20 protein-coding genes and 1 riboswitch are annotated in these 18631 nt (G+C 44.1%); of the genes, 3 read left to right on the plus strand and 17 right to left on the minus strand.

Annotated elements, in window-relative coordinates:
• Positions 1-65 precede the first annotated feature (65 nt).
• The 11 genes from LGO15_RS20860 to LGO15_RS20910 all read right to left on the minus strand — a co-directional run bounded on the left by LGO15_RS20860 (position 66) and on the right by LGO15_RS20910 (position 11567).
• The gene (locus LGO15_RS20860) at positions 66-1382 is read right to left on the minus strand and encodes an O-acetylhomoserine aminocarboxypropyltransferase/cysteine synthase family protein (RefSeq protein WP_226085781.1); all 1317 of its coding nucleotides are present in this window, start codon (positions 1380-1382) and stop codon (positions 66-68) included.
• An 83-nt stretch (positions 1383-1465) separates the two neighbouring features.
• A riboswitch (SAM riboswitch) is annotated at positions 1466-1570 on the minus strand.
• A gap of 86 nt (positions 1571-1656) precedes the next feature.
• Positions 1657-1995, minus strand: coding sequence for a hypothetical protein (locus LGO15_RS20865; protein WP_226085782.1), 339 nt, complete (start codon positions 1993-1995; stop codon positions 1657-1659).
• 182 nt (positions 1996-2177) lie between these two features.
• Positions 2178-3443 carry an MFS transporter gene (locus LGO15_RS20870; protein ID WP_226085783.1) on the minus strand — a complete coding sequence of 422 codons (1266 nt, stop codon included), beginning with the start codon at positions 3441-3443 and terminating at the stop codon, positions 2178-2180.
• Between the two features lie 131 nt (positions 3444-3574).
• Complete coding sequence (locus tag LGO15_RS20875; protein ID WP_226085784.1) at positions 3575-3886, minus strand: thioredoxin family protein; 312 nt, start codon at positions 3884-3886, stop codon at positions 3575-3577.
• Positions 3887-3892: 6 nt separating this feature from the next.
• Complete coding sequence (locus tag LGO15_RS20880; RefSeq protein ID WP_167833579.1) at positions 3893-4249, minus strand: toprim domain-containing protein; 357 nt, start codon at positions 4247-4249, stop codon at positions 3893-3895.
• Positions 4250-4680: 431 nt separating this feature from the next.
• Positions 4681-4920: a YusG family protein gene (locus LGO15_RS20885; protein WP_167833578.1), complete on the minus strand. Its 240-nt coding sequence runs from the start codon at positions 4918-4920 to the stop codon at positions 4681-4683.
• Positions 4921-5060: 140 nt separating this feature from the next.
• Complete coding sequence (gcvH, locus tag LGO15_RS20890) at positions 5061-5441, minus strand: glycine cleavage system protein GcvH (RefSeq protein ID WP_167833577.1); 381 nt, start codon at positions 5439-5441, stop codon at positions 5061-5063.
• A 53-nt stretch (positions 5442-5494) separates the two neighbouring features.
• Complete coding sequence (locus LGO15_RS20895; RefSeq protein ID WP_167833576.1) at positions 5495-5851, minus strand: arsenate reductase family protein; 357 nt, start codon at positions 5849-5851, stop codon at positions 5495-5497.
• A 256-nt stretch (positions 5852-6107) separates the two neighbouring features.
• Positions 6108-7892, minus strand: a complete 1785-nt coding sequence (locus tag LGO15_RS20900) for an acyl-CoA dehydrogenase family protein (RefSeq protein ID WP_167833575.1) — start codon at positions 7890-7892, stop codon at positions 6108-6110.
• 54 nt (positions 7893-7946) lie between these two features.
• Positions 7947-9122: an acetyl-CoA C-acetyltransferase gene (locus tag LGO15_RS20905; protein WP_102264238.1), complete on the minus strand. Its 1176-nt coding sequence runs from the start codon at positions 9120-9122 to the stop codon at positions 7947-7949.
• Between the two features lie 60 nt (positions 9123-9182).
• On the minus strand, positions 9183-11567 hold the full coding sequence (locus LGO15_RS20910; protein ID WP_167833574.1) for a 3-hydroxyacyl-CoA dehydrogenase/enoyl-CoA hydratase family protein: 2385 nt from the start codon (positions 11565-11567) through the stop codon (positions 9183-9185).
• Between the two features lie 238 nt (positions 11568-11805).
• Between LGO15_RS20910 and LGO15_RS20915 the strand changes: the two genes are divergently transcribed.
• Positions 11806-11937, plus strand: a complete 132-nt coding sequence (locus LGO15_RS20915; RefSeq protein WP_023626545.1) for a YuzL family protein — start codon at positions 11806-11808, stop codon at positions 11935-11937.
• A gap of 191 nt (positions 11938-12128) precedes the next feature.
• Here the strand turns inward: LGO15_RS20915 and LGO15_RS20920 are convergent, their stop codons facing one another.
• Positions 12129-13046 carry a proline dehydrogenase family protein gene (locus LGO15_RS20920; RefSeq protein WP_167833573.1) on the minus strand — a complete coding sequence of 306 codons (918 nt, stop codon included), beginning with the start codon at positions 13044-13046 and terminating at the stop codon, positions 12129-12131.
• A gap of 217 nt (positions 13047-13263) precedes the next feature.
• On the opposite strand from LGO15_RS20920, the gene LGO15_RS20925 reads away from it, so the two are divergent.
• Positions 13264-13548, plus strand: coding sequence for a hypothetical protein (locus LGO15_RS20925; protein ID WP_167833572.1), 285 nt, complete (start codon positions 13264-13266; stop codon positions 13546-13548).
• Between the two features lie 25 nt (positions 13549-13573).
• Complete coding sequence (locus LGO15_RS20930; protein WP_226085785.1) at positions 13574-13921, plus strand: spore coat protein; 348 nt, start codon at positions 13574-13576, stop codon at positions 13919-13921.
• A 684-nt stretch (positions 13922-14605) separates the two neighbouring features.
• Here the strand turns inward: LGO15_RS20930 and LGO15_RS20935 are convergent.
• Genes LGO15_RS20935 through LGO15_RS20955 form a run of 5 tightly spaced genes read right to left on the minus strand, consistent with a single transcriptional unit; the run spans position 14606 to position 18527 of the window.
• Positions 14606-14848, minus strand: coding sequence for a YusU family protein (locus LGO15_RS20935; protein WP_167833570.1), 243 nt, complete (start codon positions 14846-14848; stop codon positions 14606-14608).
• A gap of 19 nt (positions 14849-14867) precedes the next feature.
• Positions 14868-15629 (minus strand): siderophore-iron reductase FhuF, encoded by a 762-nt coding sequence (fhuF, locus tag LGO15_RS20940; protein ID WP_167833569.1) that lies wholly within the window; start codon positions 15627-15629, stop codon positions 14868-14870.
• Positions 15626-16447 carry an ABC transporter ATP-binding protein gene (locus LGO15_RS20945; protein WP_226085786.1) on the minus strand — a complete coding sequence of 274 codons (822 nt, stop codon included), beginning with the start codon at positions 16445-16447 and terminating at the stop codon, positions 15626-15628. The genes fhuF and LGO15_RS20945 overlap by 4 nt, the downstream gene beginning before the upstream one ends.
• A 23-nt stretch (positions 16448-16470) precedes the next feature.
• Positions 16471-17526: a FecCD family ABC transporter permease gene (locus LGO15_RS20950; protein ID WP_167833568.1), complete on the minus strand. Its 1056-nt coding sequence runs from the start codon at positions 17524-17526 to the stop codon at positions 16471-16473.
• Positions 17523-18527, minus strand: coding sequence for a FecCD family ABC transporter permease (locus LGO15_RS20955; protein ID WP_167833567.1), 1005 nt, complete (start codon positions 18525-18527; stop codon positions 17523-17525). The genes LGO15_RS20950 and LGO15_RS20955 overlap by 4 nt, the downstream gene beginning before the upstream one ends.
• Positions 18528-18631 lie beyond the last annotated feature (104 nt).

The raw sequence follows: 18631 nt of genomic DNA on the forward strand, positions 1-18631 counted from the left end.
AGCACGGAGTGAAAAAGAGTGTCAATAAAAATTATTCTTAAATATCAACTGGAAGCTTATGGATGTCAGGTTCCTGCCGGTACACCTGGTACTCCGGTCGCTTTTTCGATTGCCTGTTCAAGGTCTTCAATGATATCGTCCACATTTTCAATCCCGACCGAAAGACGGATCAGATCCTCAGGAACACCGGCTGCTTTAAGGCCATCAGAATCCAGCTGCTGATGTGTCGTGCTTGCAGGATGGATGATCAGGCTTTTTGCATCGCCGACATTCGCGACATGGGACCATAATTCTAATGAGTTAATTAGTTTGGCTCCTGCTTCCCTGCCTCCTTCAATCCCAAAGATGACGACTGCCCCTGCTCCCTTTGGAAGGTAGCGGTCTGCAAGACTTTTATCAGCATGGGACTCATGGCCAGGATAGCTGACCCATGTAACAGCGGGATGCGACTCAAGATAGTCTACGATTTTCCGTGTATTGGCGATATGCTCCTTCATACGTACATGCAAGGTTTCTATGCCCAAATTGAATTGAAACGCACTCTGTGGACTGATTGCCGGTCCAAGGTCACGCAAAAGCTGGACCCTTGCCTTTACGATATAAGCCGCTGCACCGATTGCCTCGCTATAGACAATATTATGATAGCTGGAATCGGGCTCATTGAAACCTGGGAACTTAGCTGATTTCCAATCAAACTTCCCTCCGTCCACAATAATTCCGCCCATAACTGTTCCGTTTCCTAACAGCCATTTGGTAGCCGAGTGGATGACGATATCGGCGCCATGTTCTATTGGCCGGCAAAGATAAGGAGTCGCAAAAGTGTTATCGATAATCAGTGGTACTCCTGCTTCATGAGCAATTTCAGCCACAGCTTCAATATCGAGGATCCTGAGACTTGGATTCCCGATTGTTTCGGCATAAACCGCTTTTGTTTTTGGAGTAATAGCGCTACGGAAATTTTCAGGATCAGTGGAATCCACCAGATGGACTTTTATACCGTACTTTGGCAGGGTGACAGCAAATAGATTGTAAGTTCCGCCATATAGATTACCAGCAGCAACAATTTCATCACCAGCATGCGCTATGTTCAGGATGGCCATCATTATGGCTGACATTCCGCTTGATAATGCAAGCGCACCAACACCACCTTCAAGCAAAGCTACTTTTTCTTCGAGGGCTGTTACGGTCGGATTATGTATCCGTGAATAGATATAGCCCGGTTCTTTAAGCGCGAATAAATCTGCGGCATGATCCGTGTTTTCAAACTGGAATGCATTGCTCGAATAAATCGGAACTGCTCTCGCCCCAGTCACCGGGTCTGGTGACTGGCCACCATGTACCCCCAGCGTTTCAATCCGATAATTTTTTTGCTCATTTGCCATCTCCATCTCTCCAATCACCATGATTATTTGGAAAAACTGATACAAAAAACCCTCTTCCTAAGAAGAGGGTGATTTATCATCTCTCCTTATCTTTGCAGAGCCAATAACTCTGCTGGAATTAGCACCGTGTTTTCACAACCGGTTGCCGGGCTTCATAGGGCCAGTCCCTCCACCTCTCTGGATAAGAATATTCAATTAAGTTTTTATTGCGTTAAAGTGATAATATCATGTGAATAGATAATGGTCAATATATTTAGACTTTTCAGATAAAGTTTTATAATGGAATCGGTTTTGTAAGGTAAAATAATGATTCCAAAACCAATTGGACTCGAAATGGACAATCCGTTTTAAAGTAATTCATTTTGACTCCATGCATCAGTTTCAGGTCTCCATCAAGTAATTGCTCCAAATAAGCATCATTTCCTGAGATTGTTACGATGTTTCCATTAGGACTAGAAAATTGGCAGTAACTGACCTTGCCATCCCTGAAGAGTAAATAGTGAATGCCATGATCAGCTTCTATTTTCAACACCAGGTCCAGTTTCTTTACTAGTTGAAAAACATGTTCCTTATTGGCAAGTACAGTTACAAACCTATCAATGCATTCTCGCATTCCGATCAACTCCCCTACCATAACTATTCCTTGAATAAGGGGAAAAACCTGTTAGAATCCTTCGACAAATAATTCGATTAAAATAGATTTTGCAACGTGTATAACGTAAAAAAAGACAATGCCCTTTGATAATTCGGCATTGTCTTTCATTTCCCGAGAAATAAATCCAAGAAAAATGGTCATCAGGCTGTTTTGGGGCTCACTATGCCGGATTTTGGCTTATCCATACTTTTAAAAACGACAAAGAAATACGTGGAACCAACTAAATACAGCATCGCAGTGATCGTAAATACGGTAGCATATCCCCAATAAGATCCGTATTTGAGGACAATCCCAGTTGACACAGGTCCCATGACGGCCCAACCGAGATTAAACACCATTTGATTCACAGAGTTGGCCAAACCCTTCATTGAGTCATCAACCTTCGACATCATTAATGACATCTGTATCGGGTTGCCAGCGTTCATAAGTGCCTGACGAAACAAAAACCCTAAAGCTGCCAACCAAAAATTTTGCGTATAGGCTGTCAGCAATAGAAACGGCAGAGATAACATCTGCAAAACCACTACTGCTTTCACTTCGCCAAGTCTGCGAACGACCATAGGGCCGATAATCATTGCTACAGCAGTAGCTCCCTGTCCCAGTGAAATGACCAAACCTATCAGTGAATTAGAAGCCATGAAACGATCTGCAAAATAAAGATTCAAATACGGTATGACCAATCCAGCACCAAAGCCTATCATCAATTGCGCAACAGCAAATAGGAGAATGATTTTGAAGCTTGCTTTGTGGGGAATGCCTTTAGTTTTTCCTTTTATATCGCTAGCCGATATGTGTGATTTCCGACTTTCACTTAACCTCATAATCGGAATCAATGCTGACATAAACAGAGCAGAGCCAATAATCAAAGTGTATCGGATGCTTTCCAAACCAGGGACGACCAATGAAAATAAGTCCGTAAGAATGCCGCCTAAAAGGCTGCCAACCACGTTCGCTGCCGTCATTGCTGCAAAGTGGATACTGAAAAGGTGCACTCTTTGTTCAGGCTTGGAATTTTCCGCAAGCCACGGAATAATGGAAACCTGAATAAAAGCGGACGCCAGACCTGTTCCAAATGCAAACAAAATCAACAATGACTGCGTTTCGACCATACTGCGGGTAAATAAGATGAAGCCTGTCGATATAGCTCCAAAAAGCATCAGCTTTTTTCTGCCTGCTTTATCGCTTAAGATTCCTGCAGGTATAAGAATCAGTGCCGTCGCTAACGAAGTCATCGAAATCACTTTTCCGTTAACCAGTTCATTGAATCCGAGCTCACGTATGTAAAAGTTGTAAATCACCATGAAGATCCCAAGACCCACCTGAGTCAGGATATTGGCTAAAAAGGTAAGTTTCACGTTTCGATTATAGCTTTTTATATGGGAAGCCCATTCCTGATATAGAGCCACTATATTTCGCCTCACAATTATTTCGATACACTAAATATAATCCTTTTGGAACGATATGTAAATATGTTTAAACTCATCCATCTTATAAAATCCTCCCAAATCAGCAAAAAAAAAACGGCTAAGCCGCTTAATTAAACCTGTAGTTCTTTCAGTTTTTCATGAAGATAAGGAACGGACTGAAAAGCATAGATTTTCTCCTGCTCTTCTCCTTTTCTTAATACAATCAAACATGGAACACTTTCAATTTCAAAACGCTCCGCCATTTCAGGCAGATAATTTAAGTCAGCTTTCCCTGAAGGCACATCCGGTAATAGCTGTTCTATAACCGTCAGCATCTTGCTTGCCACCTGACATGTGCCGCACATGGGCGTGTAAAAGTATAGGTAACCCGTTCGTTTTTCCCCCAGAAAGGTTTCGATCTCTTCCTTATTCCATTCTTCCATCTACAGTCATCCTTTTTCTAAGTACTCTGCATGAACATCAATATTTGCCCCGATTAAAACTGTAGCAAGATGATTTTCTGGCGCCGTCGCCACTTCCCTGTACATCCTGTCAATGTATAAATGGTTCGCCTCTGGAAACTCTCTCTTGAATTGCTTACGGAGCTTTTCACCTGATGCATCCGCATCCACCAAAATATAAACATCTTTATCAAAAAGGGAGTCAATCAGTTCATCAAGCTTCGATACACCAATCGTCCCATTTGTACAAATAATTTCAACCGGTTCATTCAGCACAGATTGAACTTTCTTTTTGTCTGACGAGCCCTCCACTATGATCACCTTGTAATTTTCGTCCATCGTCATAACCACCTATGCACCAGAGATAATTACCTTACCATATTATAAACACGATCAATGAATTTGTGCTGTTATGTTCATATTTCTATTGTCACTGTTTTTAGAGGAGATTGCAAAAAATTAGACTAGCCTGCTGGATGGAAACTGCTTGCTTAATACTTTTCCTATGTGACCAAGAGCTTTGTCATGGGCTAGAATTTCTATATGATCTTTTTCTTACTTGGGGCCTTGTTTTTTGGGTTTATAGAATTTTCCTATATGACCTTTTCTAGTTTAGGCCTTGTTTTGGGCTTATAGAATTTTCCTATATGACCTTTTCTAGTTTGGGCCTTGTTTCGGGCTTATAGAATTTTCTATATGACCTTTTCTGTCTACCGTGACCCATCTGGGGCAAATAGAAAAAAACAGCGGCATGAATGGCCGCTGTTTGGGTATTCTTAACACCAGCCGCCTTCATCACAATCAGTGTACCGAGGTTCTGACTGATCCGGTACTGATACATGCTGGTAGATTTTATTCTGTTCTGCCTCATAGTGGTGCTCTAATTTCATTTGCATACCTTCTGGAAGCTCTATGGATCCGATTTGTTCATTTTCCAAATAGAGCTGGATCTGGCCGTTTTCAAGCTTACCTGTCACTCTGTCCGTAATATCAAGCTTTTGTTTGTTAAGTGTCATGGATTTCACCCTTCTTGGATTGTCGATTACTTTTAGTTTATCCGATTTATTGGAATGAATTGATGGAAAAATGAAGGAGTTATGGAGGGGGGAAATCTGTATAAGAAAACGCCTTGAATGCATCAAGGCGTCAGTTAAAATTATTCTTTGATCATGTCTTCGTATTGTTCAGCAGTCATAAGCTTTTCTACTTCACTGTTGTCCGATAGTTCGACAGTGATCATCCATGCTTTCTCGTATGGAGATTCGTTAACGAATTCAGGGCTGTCATTGAGCTCTTCGTTAATTTCCACTACCTTGCCGCTTACTGGCGCATATAGCTCAGAAACAGTTTTAACGGATTCTACGCTTCCGAATGGCTGGTCAAGGCTGATTTCGTCTCCTACTTCAGGTAGTTCGACGAAAACGATATCGCCAAGTTCAGATTGAGCAAAATCAGTAATACCGATGCGAACCTTTTCTCCTTCAACTTTTACCCATTCGTGTTCTTTAGAGTAACGTAACTCATTTGGTATACTCATTAACTATCCCTCCATTTGTATATCTCTATCGATTATTATCGATGGGACCAAAATTACAGCCAGGCTTTTTCGAATTCTTCCTCTTTAAAGCCTACGGTTACTTTTTCCCCGTCTGTCATCAGCGGGCGTTTGATGAGCATGCCATCTGATGCAAGCAGTTCCAGCAGCTCACTTTTTGATGCTGTCTTGATTTTGTCTTTCATCCCTAGTTCCCGATACTTTTGGCCGCTCGTATTGAAAAATTTCTTGATATCGAGGCCGCTTTTTTCCAGCATTTCTTCAAGCTGCGATTGGGAAGGCGGATTTTCGACAATATGTACTTCATTATAGTTCACTTCATGCTGGTCCAACCATTTCTTGGCGTTCCGGCATGTGCCGCATTTAGGGTACCAATAAAATGTCTTTGCCATATTTTCACCACCCTTTGCTAGTATCCCATTAATGAAACCCTCTAATCGGATAGTAACATAATAAGGCTGAAAAATACTAACATTGCGTGCTTAATTCCATGACATTTTCGGCATCCCTTACTTTATTCTACATATTTCGAAAAATTCCTCCATGGAACAGAATTATTGTTCATAAAAAAATGCTCTTTTGGTTAGTTTTTGTTTTATTAAAAAACACTTCTCCCTCTTACAGGAGAAGTGTTCGCAAACCCTAAGATTAAACGATGAAACGTTCTGCTTCGATAAGCTTTTCAGATGCTTCACGCTTCTTCGCGATCACATTGATTGGAGTGTGTCTTGTGAACTTGCGCAATGCGGAAGTCAACATGCGAAGTGCATCTCCCTCTTCTGTTGCCACAAGAGTTTCTTTTGCGTCACGTTCGATTTCATTGAATGCTTCCTGGCAGAAGATTTGTGTGTAAAGAAGCTTTTGCTTGCTCTTTTCCACTCCATCTTTTGCGATTGCTTTTTCAGTACGCAGAACAGCAGATTCCATTGAATAAGCATTTGAAATGATATCCGCGATGTTGACGAGGATTTCCTGCTCTTTTTCCAATGCTTTGCCGAACTTCTGTGCAGCTAACCCAGCCGCAAGCAAGCCGATTTTCTTCGCGTTCTTAACAAGGTATTTTTCCTGTGCCAACGGCTCATCGCCTGGCTCTTCAGGCATTAGCATCATAAGCTCTTCCTGTAGCTGTTGAGCTTTCTGCAATAATGGAAGCTCGCCCTTCATTGCCTTGCGCAGGAATGTTCCTGGTACCAATAGGCGGTTGATTTCGTTCGTTCCTTCGAAAATACGGTTGATTCTTGAATCACGGTAAGCTCTTTCGATTTCATACTCCTGCATGAAGCCGTATCCACCGTGGATCTGAACGCCTTCATCAACCACATAATCAAGTGTTTCTGTCGCAAATACTTTGTTCATTGAGCACTCGATTGCGTACTCAGCGATTGAATCAGCGACTGCTTTACCATTGTTGATTTCTTCCTCAGACAACTGGTTCATTCTTTCCTCGAACAAGCCAACTGTACGATATACAGAGCTCTCAGTTGCATAGATTTTCGAAGCCATTGTCGCAAGCTTTTCTTTTGTAAGGTTGAATTGGGAAATAGGTGTTTTGAACTGTTGGCGCTGATTAGCATACTTTACAGTCAGACCGAATGCCTGCTTAGCTCCGCCAGTTGCGCCTACACCCAACTTATAGCGTCCGATGTTCAGGATATTGAAAGCGATAAGGTGTCCTTTTCCAGCTTCACCAAGAAGGTTTTCCACAGGTACTTGAGCATCTTCAAGAATCAATGTGCGTGTTGAAGAGCTCTTGATTCCCATTTTCTTCTCTTCAGCGCCTACTGATACTCCAGGATATTCTCTTTCCACGATGAAAGCGGTGAATTGTTCGCCATCGATTTTGGCATAAACAACGAATACATCCGCAAAGCCAGCGTTTGTGATCCATTGCTTTTCACCGTTAAGAACGTAGTGAGTTCCTTCAGCATTCAGTTTAGCAGTAGTCTTTGCACCCAATGCGTCTGAACCTGAACCTGGCTCAGTAAGAGCATAGGCTGCAAGCTTCTCGCCAGTTGCCAGTTCTGGAAGGTATTTTTGCTTTTGCTCTTCATTACCGAAAAGAACGATTGGCAATGAACCGATACCAACGTGAGCACCATGGGAGATGGAAAATCCGCCAGCTACTGCCATTTTCTCAGCGATCAACGCTGAGCTGATTTTATCAAGACTCAATCCGCCGTATTCTTCAGGAACATCCGCTCCAAGAAGGCCAAGCTCTCCAGCTTCCTTCAATAGTTTTACAGTGCGGTCAAACTCATGCTGCTCGATATATTCAACCTGAGGCAATACTTCGTTCGTTACGAAATCCTCAGTCGTTTTCGCGATCATTTTGTGCTCATCTGTGTAATCCTCTGGAGTGAAAACATGGTCATAAGTTACATCCTCAATTAAGAAACTTCCGCCTTTGACAAGCTTTTCTGTTTGGTTACCCATTTATTCTTCCTCCCATCCATTATGGGGAGGGGCTAAAACCCCTCCATATTTTGTTTAAAGTAGTTCAAATACTCCAGCAGCACCCATTCCGCCGCCGATACACATTGTTACGACACCGAATTGCTCATTTCTGCGTTTCATTTCGTGGATGACGGTTAAAGTCAGCTTCGCGCCAGTAGTACCCAGCGGATGTCCTAGTGCGATTGCGCCACCGTTTACGTTGACTTTATCTTCATCAAGGCCCAGTTCACGGATGACCTGGATTGACTGTGAAGCGAATGCTTCATTCAGTTCGAATACGCCGATATCCGACACTTGCAGTCCGGCAAGCTTCAATGCTTTAGGAATAGCCACTACAGGGCCGATCCCCATGATTTCCGGCGGCACACCGCCAAGTGCGAATGAACGGAATTTAGCGAGCGGCTTCAATCCAAGAGATTCCGCTTTTTCACGGTCCATCACCATGACTGCCGCTGCTCCGTCACTTGTTTGTGAAGAGTTTCCTGCAGTGACTGTACCTTTGATATTGAAAGCCGGACGAAGCTTCGCCAGTGTTTCAAGATTTGTATCAGGACGTACGCCTTCATCCTGTTTGAACTGGATCGTCTTCTCAACAAGCTTATTATCTTTGCCTACTGATCGAAGAGTTACATCGACAGGAACGATTTCATCCTCGAATTTGCCTTCCTGGATTGCTTTTGCTGCACGCTGATGGCTTCTTACTGCAAAAGCATCCTGCTCTTCACGGGAAATGCCGTACTTCTTGGCTACTTCCTCAGCTGTATGGCCCATTCCCATATAGTATTGCGGAGCCGTTTCAGCAAGCTTTGCATTCGGGCGGACAACATGGCCCATCATCGGCACCAAACTCATTGATTCCGCTCCACCGGCGATGATCGTGTCTGCATGGCCAAGCATGATTCTTTCCGATGCATTCGCAATTGCCTGAAGACCTGAAGAACAATAACGGTTGATTGTGATCGCCGGCACTTCATGTGACAGACCTGCAAGTGCACCAATATTTCGCGCCATATTCAAACCTTGCTCTGCTTCTGGCATTGCACAGCCGATGATTAAGTCATCAATGTTCCCTTCATAATTGCCTGCACGTTTAAGAGTTTCTCTTACTACAAGAGCTCCAAGATCATCGGGCCGGACATTTGCAAGAGTTCCTTTTTTTGCTTTTCCGACCGGTGTCCGGGCTCCGGCTACGATTACCGCTTCTCTCATCTCATTCCCTCTCTTTCCTCGGATGTTGTAATGTAGATATTCTTCAAAACTATCAATCTATTAGTTACGTAATGGTTTTCCTTTTACGAGCATATGCTGCATGCGCTGCTGTGATTTCGGTTCAGCCACAAGGCTAAGGAATGCTTCCCTTTCAAGGTCAAGCAAGTATTGCTCATCGACCTCGGTTCCGTATGGCACTTTACCACCAGAGATGACATATGCAAGCTTCTTCGCGATTTTCAAGTCATGTTCTGAAATATATCCTGACAGTTGCATTGTCTGAGCGCCCAGCAGCAGCGTTGCATATCCCGGTTCACCTGTTACAGGTACTTTCTTTCTCACCGGTGCTTTATAGCCGCTTTCATACAAGTTCAATGCAGCCTGTTTCGCATCGTACAATAAGTGGTCGCTGTTGACACTGATGCCGTCTGCTTCGTTCAGGAAGTTATTTTCTCGCGCTTCTTCACCTGAAGTGGAGACTTTAGCCATCGCGATTGTTTCGAATACTTTGTTCGCAACCTTTTGAAGGTCAAAATCAACGCCTTTTGGCAGGCCTTCAAGATGCTTGATGTAAAGCTCTTTATTTCCACCGCCGCCAGGGATCAAACCAACTCCTGCTTCAACAAGTCCCATGTAGGTTTCCATTGACGCCTGGATATGTGCAGCCGGCAAGCACATTTCAGCGCCTCCGCCGAGCGTCATTCCAAATGGAGCAGCTACAATTGGCTTGGAGCTATATTTGATTTTCATCGTCGTCTGCTGGAATTGGCGAACGACCATATCAAGATCCCAAATGTTATCGTCCTGTGCTTCCATCAGAATCATTGCGAGATTCGCACCAACCGAGAAGTTCTTGCCCTGGTTGCCGATGACAAGTCCCTTAAAGTTCTTTTCGACTTCGTCAATCGCGAAATTGATCATCTGAAGGATGTCTGGTCCGATTGAGTTACTGTGTGAGTGGAACTCCAGCAATGCGATGCCATCGCCAAGGTCGATCAGACTTGCTCCGCCATTCTTTTTAATGACACCCTTTTGCTTCTTCAAGAGTTTCAGGTTGATTGCCTTTGGATTTTCCTCTACCGCAACGTATTCACCATTATGGTAATAGCTCAACTTGCCTTCCTCTTCTTTATAGAAAGAAGTAAAGCCTTTTTCGACCATTTCTTTTACCCATGCAGGGACGGTCTTGCCTTCAGACTCCATTTTGCTGATAGCTTTTTCGACACCAAGCGCATCCCATGCTTCGAAAGGCCCCATCTCCCAGCCGAAGCCCCACTTCATCGCACGGTCAACGGCGACGATATCGTCAGCAATCGTGCCCAGCAAGTCAGCTGAGTAAACAAGTACAGGACTGAAGATGTTCCATAAAAGCTCTCCAGCGCGGTCCTTAGCATAAACAAGCGCTTTCATTTTATTGGCAAGCCCTTTTTCCTGCTTGGCCATTTCAGTAGACGCTGTTTTTAATTTTTTACGTGGTCCATATTCCAAAGTCTGCGGATCCAGCTCAAGAATTTCCTTGCCTTGCTTCAGGAAGAAACCCTGACCGGACTTGCTGCCAAGCCAGCCGTTCTCAAGCATCTTCTTCATGAACTCAGGTACTTCAAAGACTTCCTTTTCTTCCCCGTCAACCTGGTCATATACGTTTTTGGCAACATGAGCGAAGGTATCAAGACCAACTACGTCAAGTGTGCGGAATGTTGCGCTCTTAGGGCGGCCGATCATTGGGCCAGTCACGGAGTCAACTTCACCAACACTGTATCCGCCTTTGACCATTTCCCTTACTGTCACGAGCAATCCGTAAGTGCCGATTCGGTTGGCGATGAAGTTAGGTGTGTCCTTTGCTTCAACGACGCCTTTTCCAAGCTGGTCTTCACCGAACTTCTTGATGAAGGAAAGAACTTCAGGATCCGTATCTTTAGTAGGAATGACTTCAAGCAGCTTCAGATAGCGTGGCGGGTTGAAGAAATGCGTGCCCAGGAAATGCTTCCTGAAATCTTCGGAACGTCCTTCAGCCATTGCCTCGACTGAGATTCCTGAAGTATTCGAGCTGATGATGCTTCCTTGCTTACGGTATTTATCTACATTCGTGAAAACTTTCTTTTTAATATCAAGGTTTTCAACTACGACTTCGATCACCCAGTCTACATCCTTGAGTTTTTCCATATCATCTTCGAAATTCCCTGCTTCAATTAGAGCGAGATTCTTTTTGGAAGCCAGGGGTGCGGGCTTCTGCTTCAATAACTTCTGCAAAGCTCCTGCACTGATCCGGTTGCGCACCTGCTTATCTTCTAGTGTCAGGCCTTTCGCTTTTTCCTGTTCCGTTAATTCCCGAGGTACAATGTCCAGCAGCAATGTCGGAATCCCGATGTTTGCCAGATGTGCGGCAATCCCTGATCCCATGACACCCGAACCAAGCACCGCTGCCTTTTGAATTTGTCGCATCAAATTTGTCTCCCCCTTTGACTCTTTTTGAATGAATACTCATTCATTTTTGCACCAAAAAAAATATGCATATAAATGAGCTCTGTTAATTACTACTATAAAATATTTAAAAAATTTCCGCAATAATAAGGTGCGGAAAAAAGAAAATTTTTTGAATTTTTAATTCCCATGCTTATTTTTTCAGACTTGGGCAATCTATAACAGCGGTACTTTTATCATTGAAAAACACGGAGGTATGATCATGGCAAGAATGAAAAAGGATCCATCGAAGGCTGGCGTCAGTGCTGCCAGTGTTAAAGGAAATGCCGGACCTTCAATGGGACAAGGCGGAGAAAGAAAACAAAACAGCCAGAACAGCCAGTATAAAAAATAAAAGCGTAAGCGCCTCGGTCAGCCTCGACAAGCGTTGGAGGGCCGACCATTGAAGTCGTTCTTTGACTTCATTGGGCGGACCGAAACGTCTCGAGAGGCTAGGCGCTGGAGCTGGATAATTCTCAAAGTAGAGTTTTTAAATCTTCCTGTTTGAAATAAATAAAAACAGGCTGACAATCGTCAGCCTGAAGTTTATTTCTTTAACATCCCTTTTAAAACAAATGCTACGTTTGCTGGGCGCTCTGCAAGGCGGCGCATGAAATATCCGTACCAGTCTGTTCCGAACGGGACATAAACGCGCATTGTATAACCTTCTTCGGCTAACTGCAGCTGCCTTTCCGGCATGATTCCAAACAGCATCTGGAATTCGAACTGGCTTTTCGGAATATTGTTTGCCTTCGCAAACTCCTTCGTGAAGTTGATGATATTGTCATCGTGTGATGCAACAGCTGTATAGTTGCCGTTCAGCATATGCATTTTAATGATTTTCTTGAAGTTCTCATCCACATCCTTCTTTTCAGGGAAAGCAACCTCCGGTGATTCTTTGTAGGCGCCTTTCACAAGTCGGAGATTCGGAGAGTATTGATTCAGGTCCTCAATATCTTTTTCAGTCCTGTATAAATAAGCTTGGATGACCGTGCCGATGTTATCATATTCGGATTTAAGCTGTTTGAAAATATCCAGAGTCCTCTGGCAGCGCTCGTAATCTTCCATGTCGATGGTCACAAATACATTGTTCTCTTTGGCTGTATCCATGATTCGGCGCATATTGTTCATGACAACTTTCTCAGAGATATCAAAGCCAAGTGAAGTCATCTTGACGCTCATCTGGGCATTTAGTTTTTCGCGGCCAATTGCTTTTATCATTGCAATCGAGCTTTCCGCTCTCTCATTCGCTTCTCTTTCATTGTCGACGAATTCGCCAAGGAAATCGACGGTTGCTGCAAGATTCTTACGGTTCAGTTCTTTAATGACTTCAACTGACTGCTCGACCGTTTCGCCGGAAACGAAACGTTTTGCCCCTAGACGAAGACCGTATTTCTTGGCCATCTTCGTGAAAAATTTATTTTTCGATAGAAAAAGAAAGAAGTTCCTCATTAATTGTTCCATAGCTTTTCCTCCCCTTAATGAAAACGATTACAACACCCTTTAAAAAAATTGCTTCATCTATATCTATTTTGCAAAATTATTTTATCACTTTTTATTAGCTTTGAATATTACTTTCGTAGGAAAATGTTCTTTTTTGACGAATCTTGTCCTGAATACTTTATTTCGGCACGGGAACGATAATATCCGTAGGAATGAACATAAAACAGGAGGTCTTAATATGCAGCAGCAAAACATGAATTTTCAGGGTCAGCAGCAAGGGATCATGCAGACGCCGCCATCAGTCGTTTCCACTAAAGATTCTTTATACTTAACAGATATGCTTTCTTGGAATTTACTTGCCATGAAAAAAGCACATTTCTTTGCCCAACAGTGCCAGGATCAGGAGCTGAAGATGGAAATCGAAAAATGCGGCCAAATGCATCAGAAACATTACCAGAAAATCCTTACTCACTTGAACAGCCCGCAAAACCAGACATATTCCCAAATGCCAGGAATGCAATAATCAAACTACCAGGAGGAAAAAGCGGATGAACCAGAACCAGAATCAGCAAAAGATTCAGAATCCAGAAACACAGGTCCAAAAGACACCACAGATGAATGACCGCGATTTCATCAATGATATATTAACGACAGAAAAATACATGACTCGGGGCTATGACACAGCTTTGAACGAAGTTAGCCATGACCAGCTCTACCAGGACTTACTTTCAATCTACACAGAAACAGCCAACGCCCAGCGCAGCATTTATAACCTGATGTTCAAAAAAGGCTGGTATGCCGTGGAAGCAGCAGATGCTCAAAAGCTTCAGCAGTCACACCAGCAGTTCCAGGGTTATACAAACCAATTTCCATATGGCGGACAGCAGCTTCAATAAATGAGTTGTCTTCATGATTGAACCGGGCTAATTCTCCCGGTTCTTATTTTTGACGGTCACTTTTTTGGTGATTCTTCATGGTTTTGTCCGATAGAGCTCTCCTAACGGACACTTTTCTGGGAATTCCTCGTGGTTTTGTCCGATAGAGCTCTTCTAATGGACAATTCTCTGGGAATTCCTCTTGTTTTGTCCGATAGAGCTCTTCTAATGGACACTTTTCTGGTGATTCCTCATGTTTTTGTCCGATAGAGCTCTTCTTATGGACACTTTTCTGGGAATTCCTCATGGTTTTGTCCGATAGAGCCCTTCTAATGGACACTTTTCTGGTGATTCCTCATGTTTTTGTCCGATAGAGCTCTTCTAATGGACACTTTTCTGGTGATTCCTCATGTTTTTGTCCGATAGAGCTCTTATTATGGACACTTTTCCGGGAATTCCTCATGGTTTTGTCCGATAGAGCTCTTCTAACGGACACTTCTCTGGTGATTCCTCATGTTTTTGTCCGATAAAGCCTATCTCATAATTGCACCCGCACTTTTTGCTCCTTTCCCAATCTTTTGTTGCATGTTCGTACACTTTCCCCTTCTTTTTCTTGCACTTTTCACTATTGTTATGGTGTTAAAACTTCGTTTGCACATCTTTTCAAACAATGAAAAAACCACCTCGCTTGGAGATGGTTCGTTGTTATTTTTTTCGTTGCTGCTCATTCATTTCTTTGACTTGGGTGATCACGTTCTTGATTTGCTCCCTGGCATCCGGATATTCTGCATTCCAGTGCTTGGCCAGCGGAGGCATCGACTTGGCGATATGGCTGTATAATATCCATGTTTTTACCTTTTCGATATTTTCAACTGAACCTTCACCGACCAAAAGCTCTGTGTATTTTTCCAGCAATCCATCCATTTGTTCTGTAAGTGTTTTATCCATTAAGACACTCCTTCCTTTTTTAAGCTCCGCATGTCCGGGGACAGGTTTTGCAGTAGCTTCCTTTATCCTTTAGCATATAGCTGAAACAGCAGGTTTTTCGGATCCTGATATATGTATCTGCCTCTTCCTGATAGACAGGTTCAGTGTGATATCTTGCAATCGGATTGCTATGATAGCGTCCAAACAGCTTTCCCGGGGCCGTATCGATCAGAAAAGAGAAGTCCTCTTGTGCCCGCTCCTTCACTTCATGATCATCGACCTGGCTTAAGATTTTTTCATAAAGCCAGAAAATATAGACTGAGACATTCTCCCATAGAATCATTTTTGAGATTTTCGCAGATTTTGAGATAGCATCGATAACAGGGGAAAGATTATCCAAGAACAAATGCTCGATTGCTTCCTTCCTCCACTCTTCACGCTGGCCAGAAGGACACAGTTCGGTGCTTTTGTTTTTCAGATAAAACCCAGGCAACCACAGTCCATCCTTGATGGCATCTGCCAGAATAATATTTTCAGGTGAAACATCCAGCTTTTTGTTAAAAGCGGTCATGGAGTATAGGTAGAGAACGGCAAGAAAGGCATGCCGTTTCATGAAAACGGAAGCAGCCGTTTTCGCATCCGGAGCCTTCAAACCTTCATTGAACTTTTCCAAATAAGCGCCCATAGCCGATTCATCTGTAAAAGGCCTGAAATCGATTTGGACATCTTTTTCAGGCTCGGAGTCGACAAAACGGTAGTTGGCTAGAATTCCGATTTCAGTTGCTGTCAGCTCTCTCTTCATACGGGCGCTCCTATTTTGTCCTTTAGAATACGGCGGCCTTTGCCATGTGGAATGCATAGCGGCGTACCGAATAACGGGTCAATGGTCACTTCGCAATTCATCCCGAAAACATGCTTCACAAGTCCGCAGTTAATGACCACTTCCGGCTTCCCCTGGTCAAAGATTTTTTGGTCCTTGATGGCGACGATATTATGCGCATATCGGCAAGCCAAGTTCAGGTCATGCAAAACCATGACAATCGTCCTGCCTTCTTTTTCATTCAACTCAAAAAGAAGATCTAAGATTTCGATTTGATGAGTCATATCCAGGTAGGTTGTCGGTTCATCGAGCAGAATGATATCTGTGTCCTGCGCCAGTGTCATTGCAATCCAGGCACGCTGGCGCTGTCCCCCTGACAATGAATCGACTGTCCGGTCCTTCAGGTGGTCAATGCCTGTTGCCTTCAAAGCATTTCCCACACTTTTTTCATCCTCTTCCGACCATTGCTTCAGCCAGGTCTGGTAAGGATATCTTCCTTGTTTCACAAGCTGCATGACCGTCAGTCCTTCGGGTGCTGTGGGAGACTGGGGCAGGATCGCCATTTTGCGGGCAACCTCCTTCGTCGACAGTTTGGAGATTGCCTCTCCCTCCAAAAGGATTGCTCCTGCCTGCGGCTTCAGCAGCCTCGCAATCGAGCGCAGTAAGGTTGATTTTCCGCAGCCATTCCCTCCGATAAAAACGGTAATTTCGCCTTTAGGAATTTGTATGTCTAGTTCATTTATAATAATGGAATCTCCATAGGATAGCGTCAGCTTTTCCGTTTCAATAGCCTGGGTCATGTCGATTCCCCTTTCTGTCAGGTTTAAGAATTTCTTGTTTTATATAGCAGATAAATAAAATACGGCGCGCCGATCCCAGCGGTAAATACGCCTGCGGGGACTTCTAATGGCGAAAACATTGTACGTCCGATCAAATCAGCCAGCATGACCAAGATCCCGCCAATAAGGGCTGATACTGGCAATAGTGCACCGAATGCAGAGCCGACAAGCCTTCTTGCCATATGCGGCGCCATCAGGCCAACGAAACCAATTCCTCCGGCAAAAGCGACCGAACTTGCAATCAGGGCCGTGCTGACAAGCAACAGCACAAAACGCTGCCTCTGTACATGCCCCCCGACGCCTGTGGCTATATCTTCCCCAAGTTCCTGTACATTGACATTCCTTGCAAAAATAAAAGCAATCAACAGCATGATGACAGTCCATGGCACAAGCACTGCGACATTGCTCCAGGTGGACCCATACACAGTTCCTGTAATCCAGATATTCGCCTGGCTAGCCCGGTAGATCGGGCCCATAATCATCATCAGGGTCGTCAAGGCCTGCATCATCGCGGAAATCCCGATCCCAATCAATACAAGGCGCACAGGAGAGACTCCATTTTTCCATGAAAGGAAATAAACCAGGAACGCTACAATGGAAGCACCCGCAAAAGCTGCTACTGGCATCCATTCTATGCTTACTGTCAGTGCATTATTATCCCCGCTGAAAACGGCGAGAAATCCGACAACTGCCACTGCCGCACCACCGGTGATTCCGAGAATGTCAGGTGAAGCAAGCGGGTTCCTGATCATTCCCTGCAGGATCCCTCCGGCTACAGCCAAGCTGATGCCCACCATCAGAGCCACGATAATCCTTGGTAAGCGGAACGATTGCACGACCAATCTCTCCATATCGCTTCCTCCGCCAAAAAATACTGAAATGACGCTTAGTGGACTTATCGCCATATCGCCCATGCCGGTACTGAAGACAAACACGGCCAATGCCACAATCAGCAGACCGACAAAAATTCCGGCTGCCTTTTTATCAATCAAGAAAGATACTTTATCTTTAAAAATCCTTAGAGTTCTATATTGGCTCATTTTCCGTTGAACCCCTTTCTCGCTATATAAATGAAAAATGGAGTCCCGATCATAGCGGTCATGACACCAACAGGGATTTCCTGCGGCATCAGTACGTATCGGGCAGCGATATCTGCCGCCAGCAGCAGCATTCCTCCAAAAATTGCCGAGAAAGGAATCACCCAGCGGTGGTCTATGCCAACCACCGCCCTTGTCAAATGCGGAATCACGATTCCAATAAATCCAATTGGTCCGGCTACAGCCACTGCACCTCCAGATAAAAGGACGATGATCACGCCTGCACCTAGCTTTACAAAACCAGTGTTCAAACCGAGGCCTTTCGCGACATCCTCCCCCATGGACAGCACGTTCATTTTCGTAGAAATCAGGATAGCTGCCAGCCAGCCGAACGCTAAATATGGGAGAACAGTGCCGAGTGTTTCCAGCTTGCGCCCCTGCACAGAGCCCGCAAGCCAGTACAGTACTTGCTCAAGAGCCGCCTCATCAAGAACAAGCAGTCCCTGAGTGAAGGAGGAAAACATTGCTGTCATCGCTGCGCCGGCAAGAGTCAACTTCATAGGTGTCAATCCTTCACGACCAGCAGAGCCAATCACATAAACGCTAACGGCTGCAATAGCCGCACCCATAAAGGAGATCCACGCAAACGCCTGGAGGCTGCCAACTGAAAAAACGGTCACAGCAACGACTACAGCAAATCCAGCTCCGGCATTCACGCCAAAAATCCCTGGTGAAGCAAGAGGATTTTTCGTTAACGTTTGCATCAGAACCCCGGCAATCGCCAGGCTCGCCCCGACAGCAGCCGCAATCAGCGCACGCGGAAGCCGGACAGATTGAATGATGATATGTTCGTTGGATCCATCATAATCGGTGAACGCGTTGAAAGCTGTTCCCCAAGATGTATCGGTATAACCGTAAACGATACTTGCGCATATTAAAAATAAAATGAAGAAGATGGCCGCCATTAATCCAATCCATCTTTGACCGTTGGTTTTCAGAAGCATTTTGATTACCTATCTTTCTGCCGGGAATACTGTTATCTATTCTTCAAATAGCATTGATCACAGCTGATAAAAGTATTTTAAAAAGTTGATTATGTTGTTAATTT

Source organism: Mesobacillus sp. S13 (genome assembly GCF_020422885.1).
In the GTDB taxonomy this organism is placed as follows: Bacteria; Bacillota; Bacilli; order Bacillales; family Cytobacillaceae; genus Mesobacillus; species Mesobacillus selenatarsenatis_A.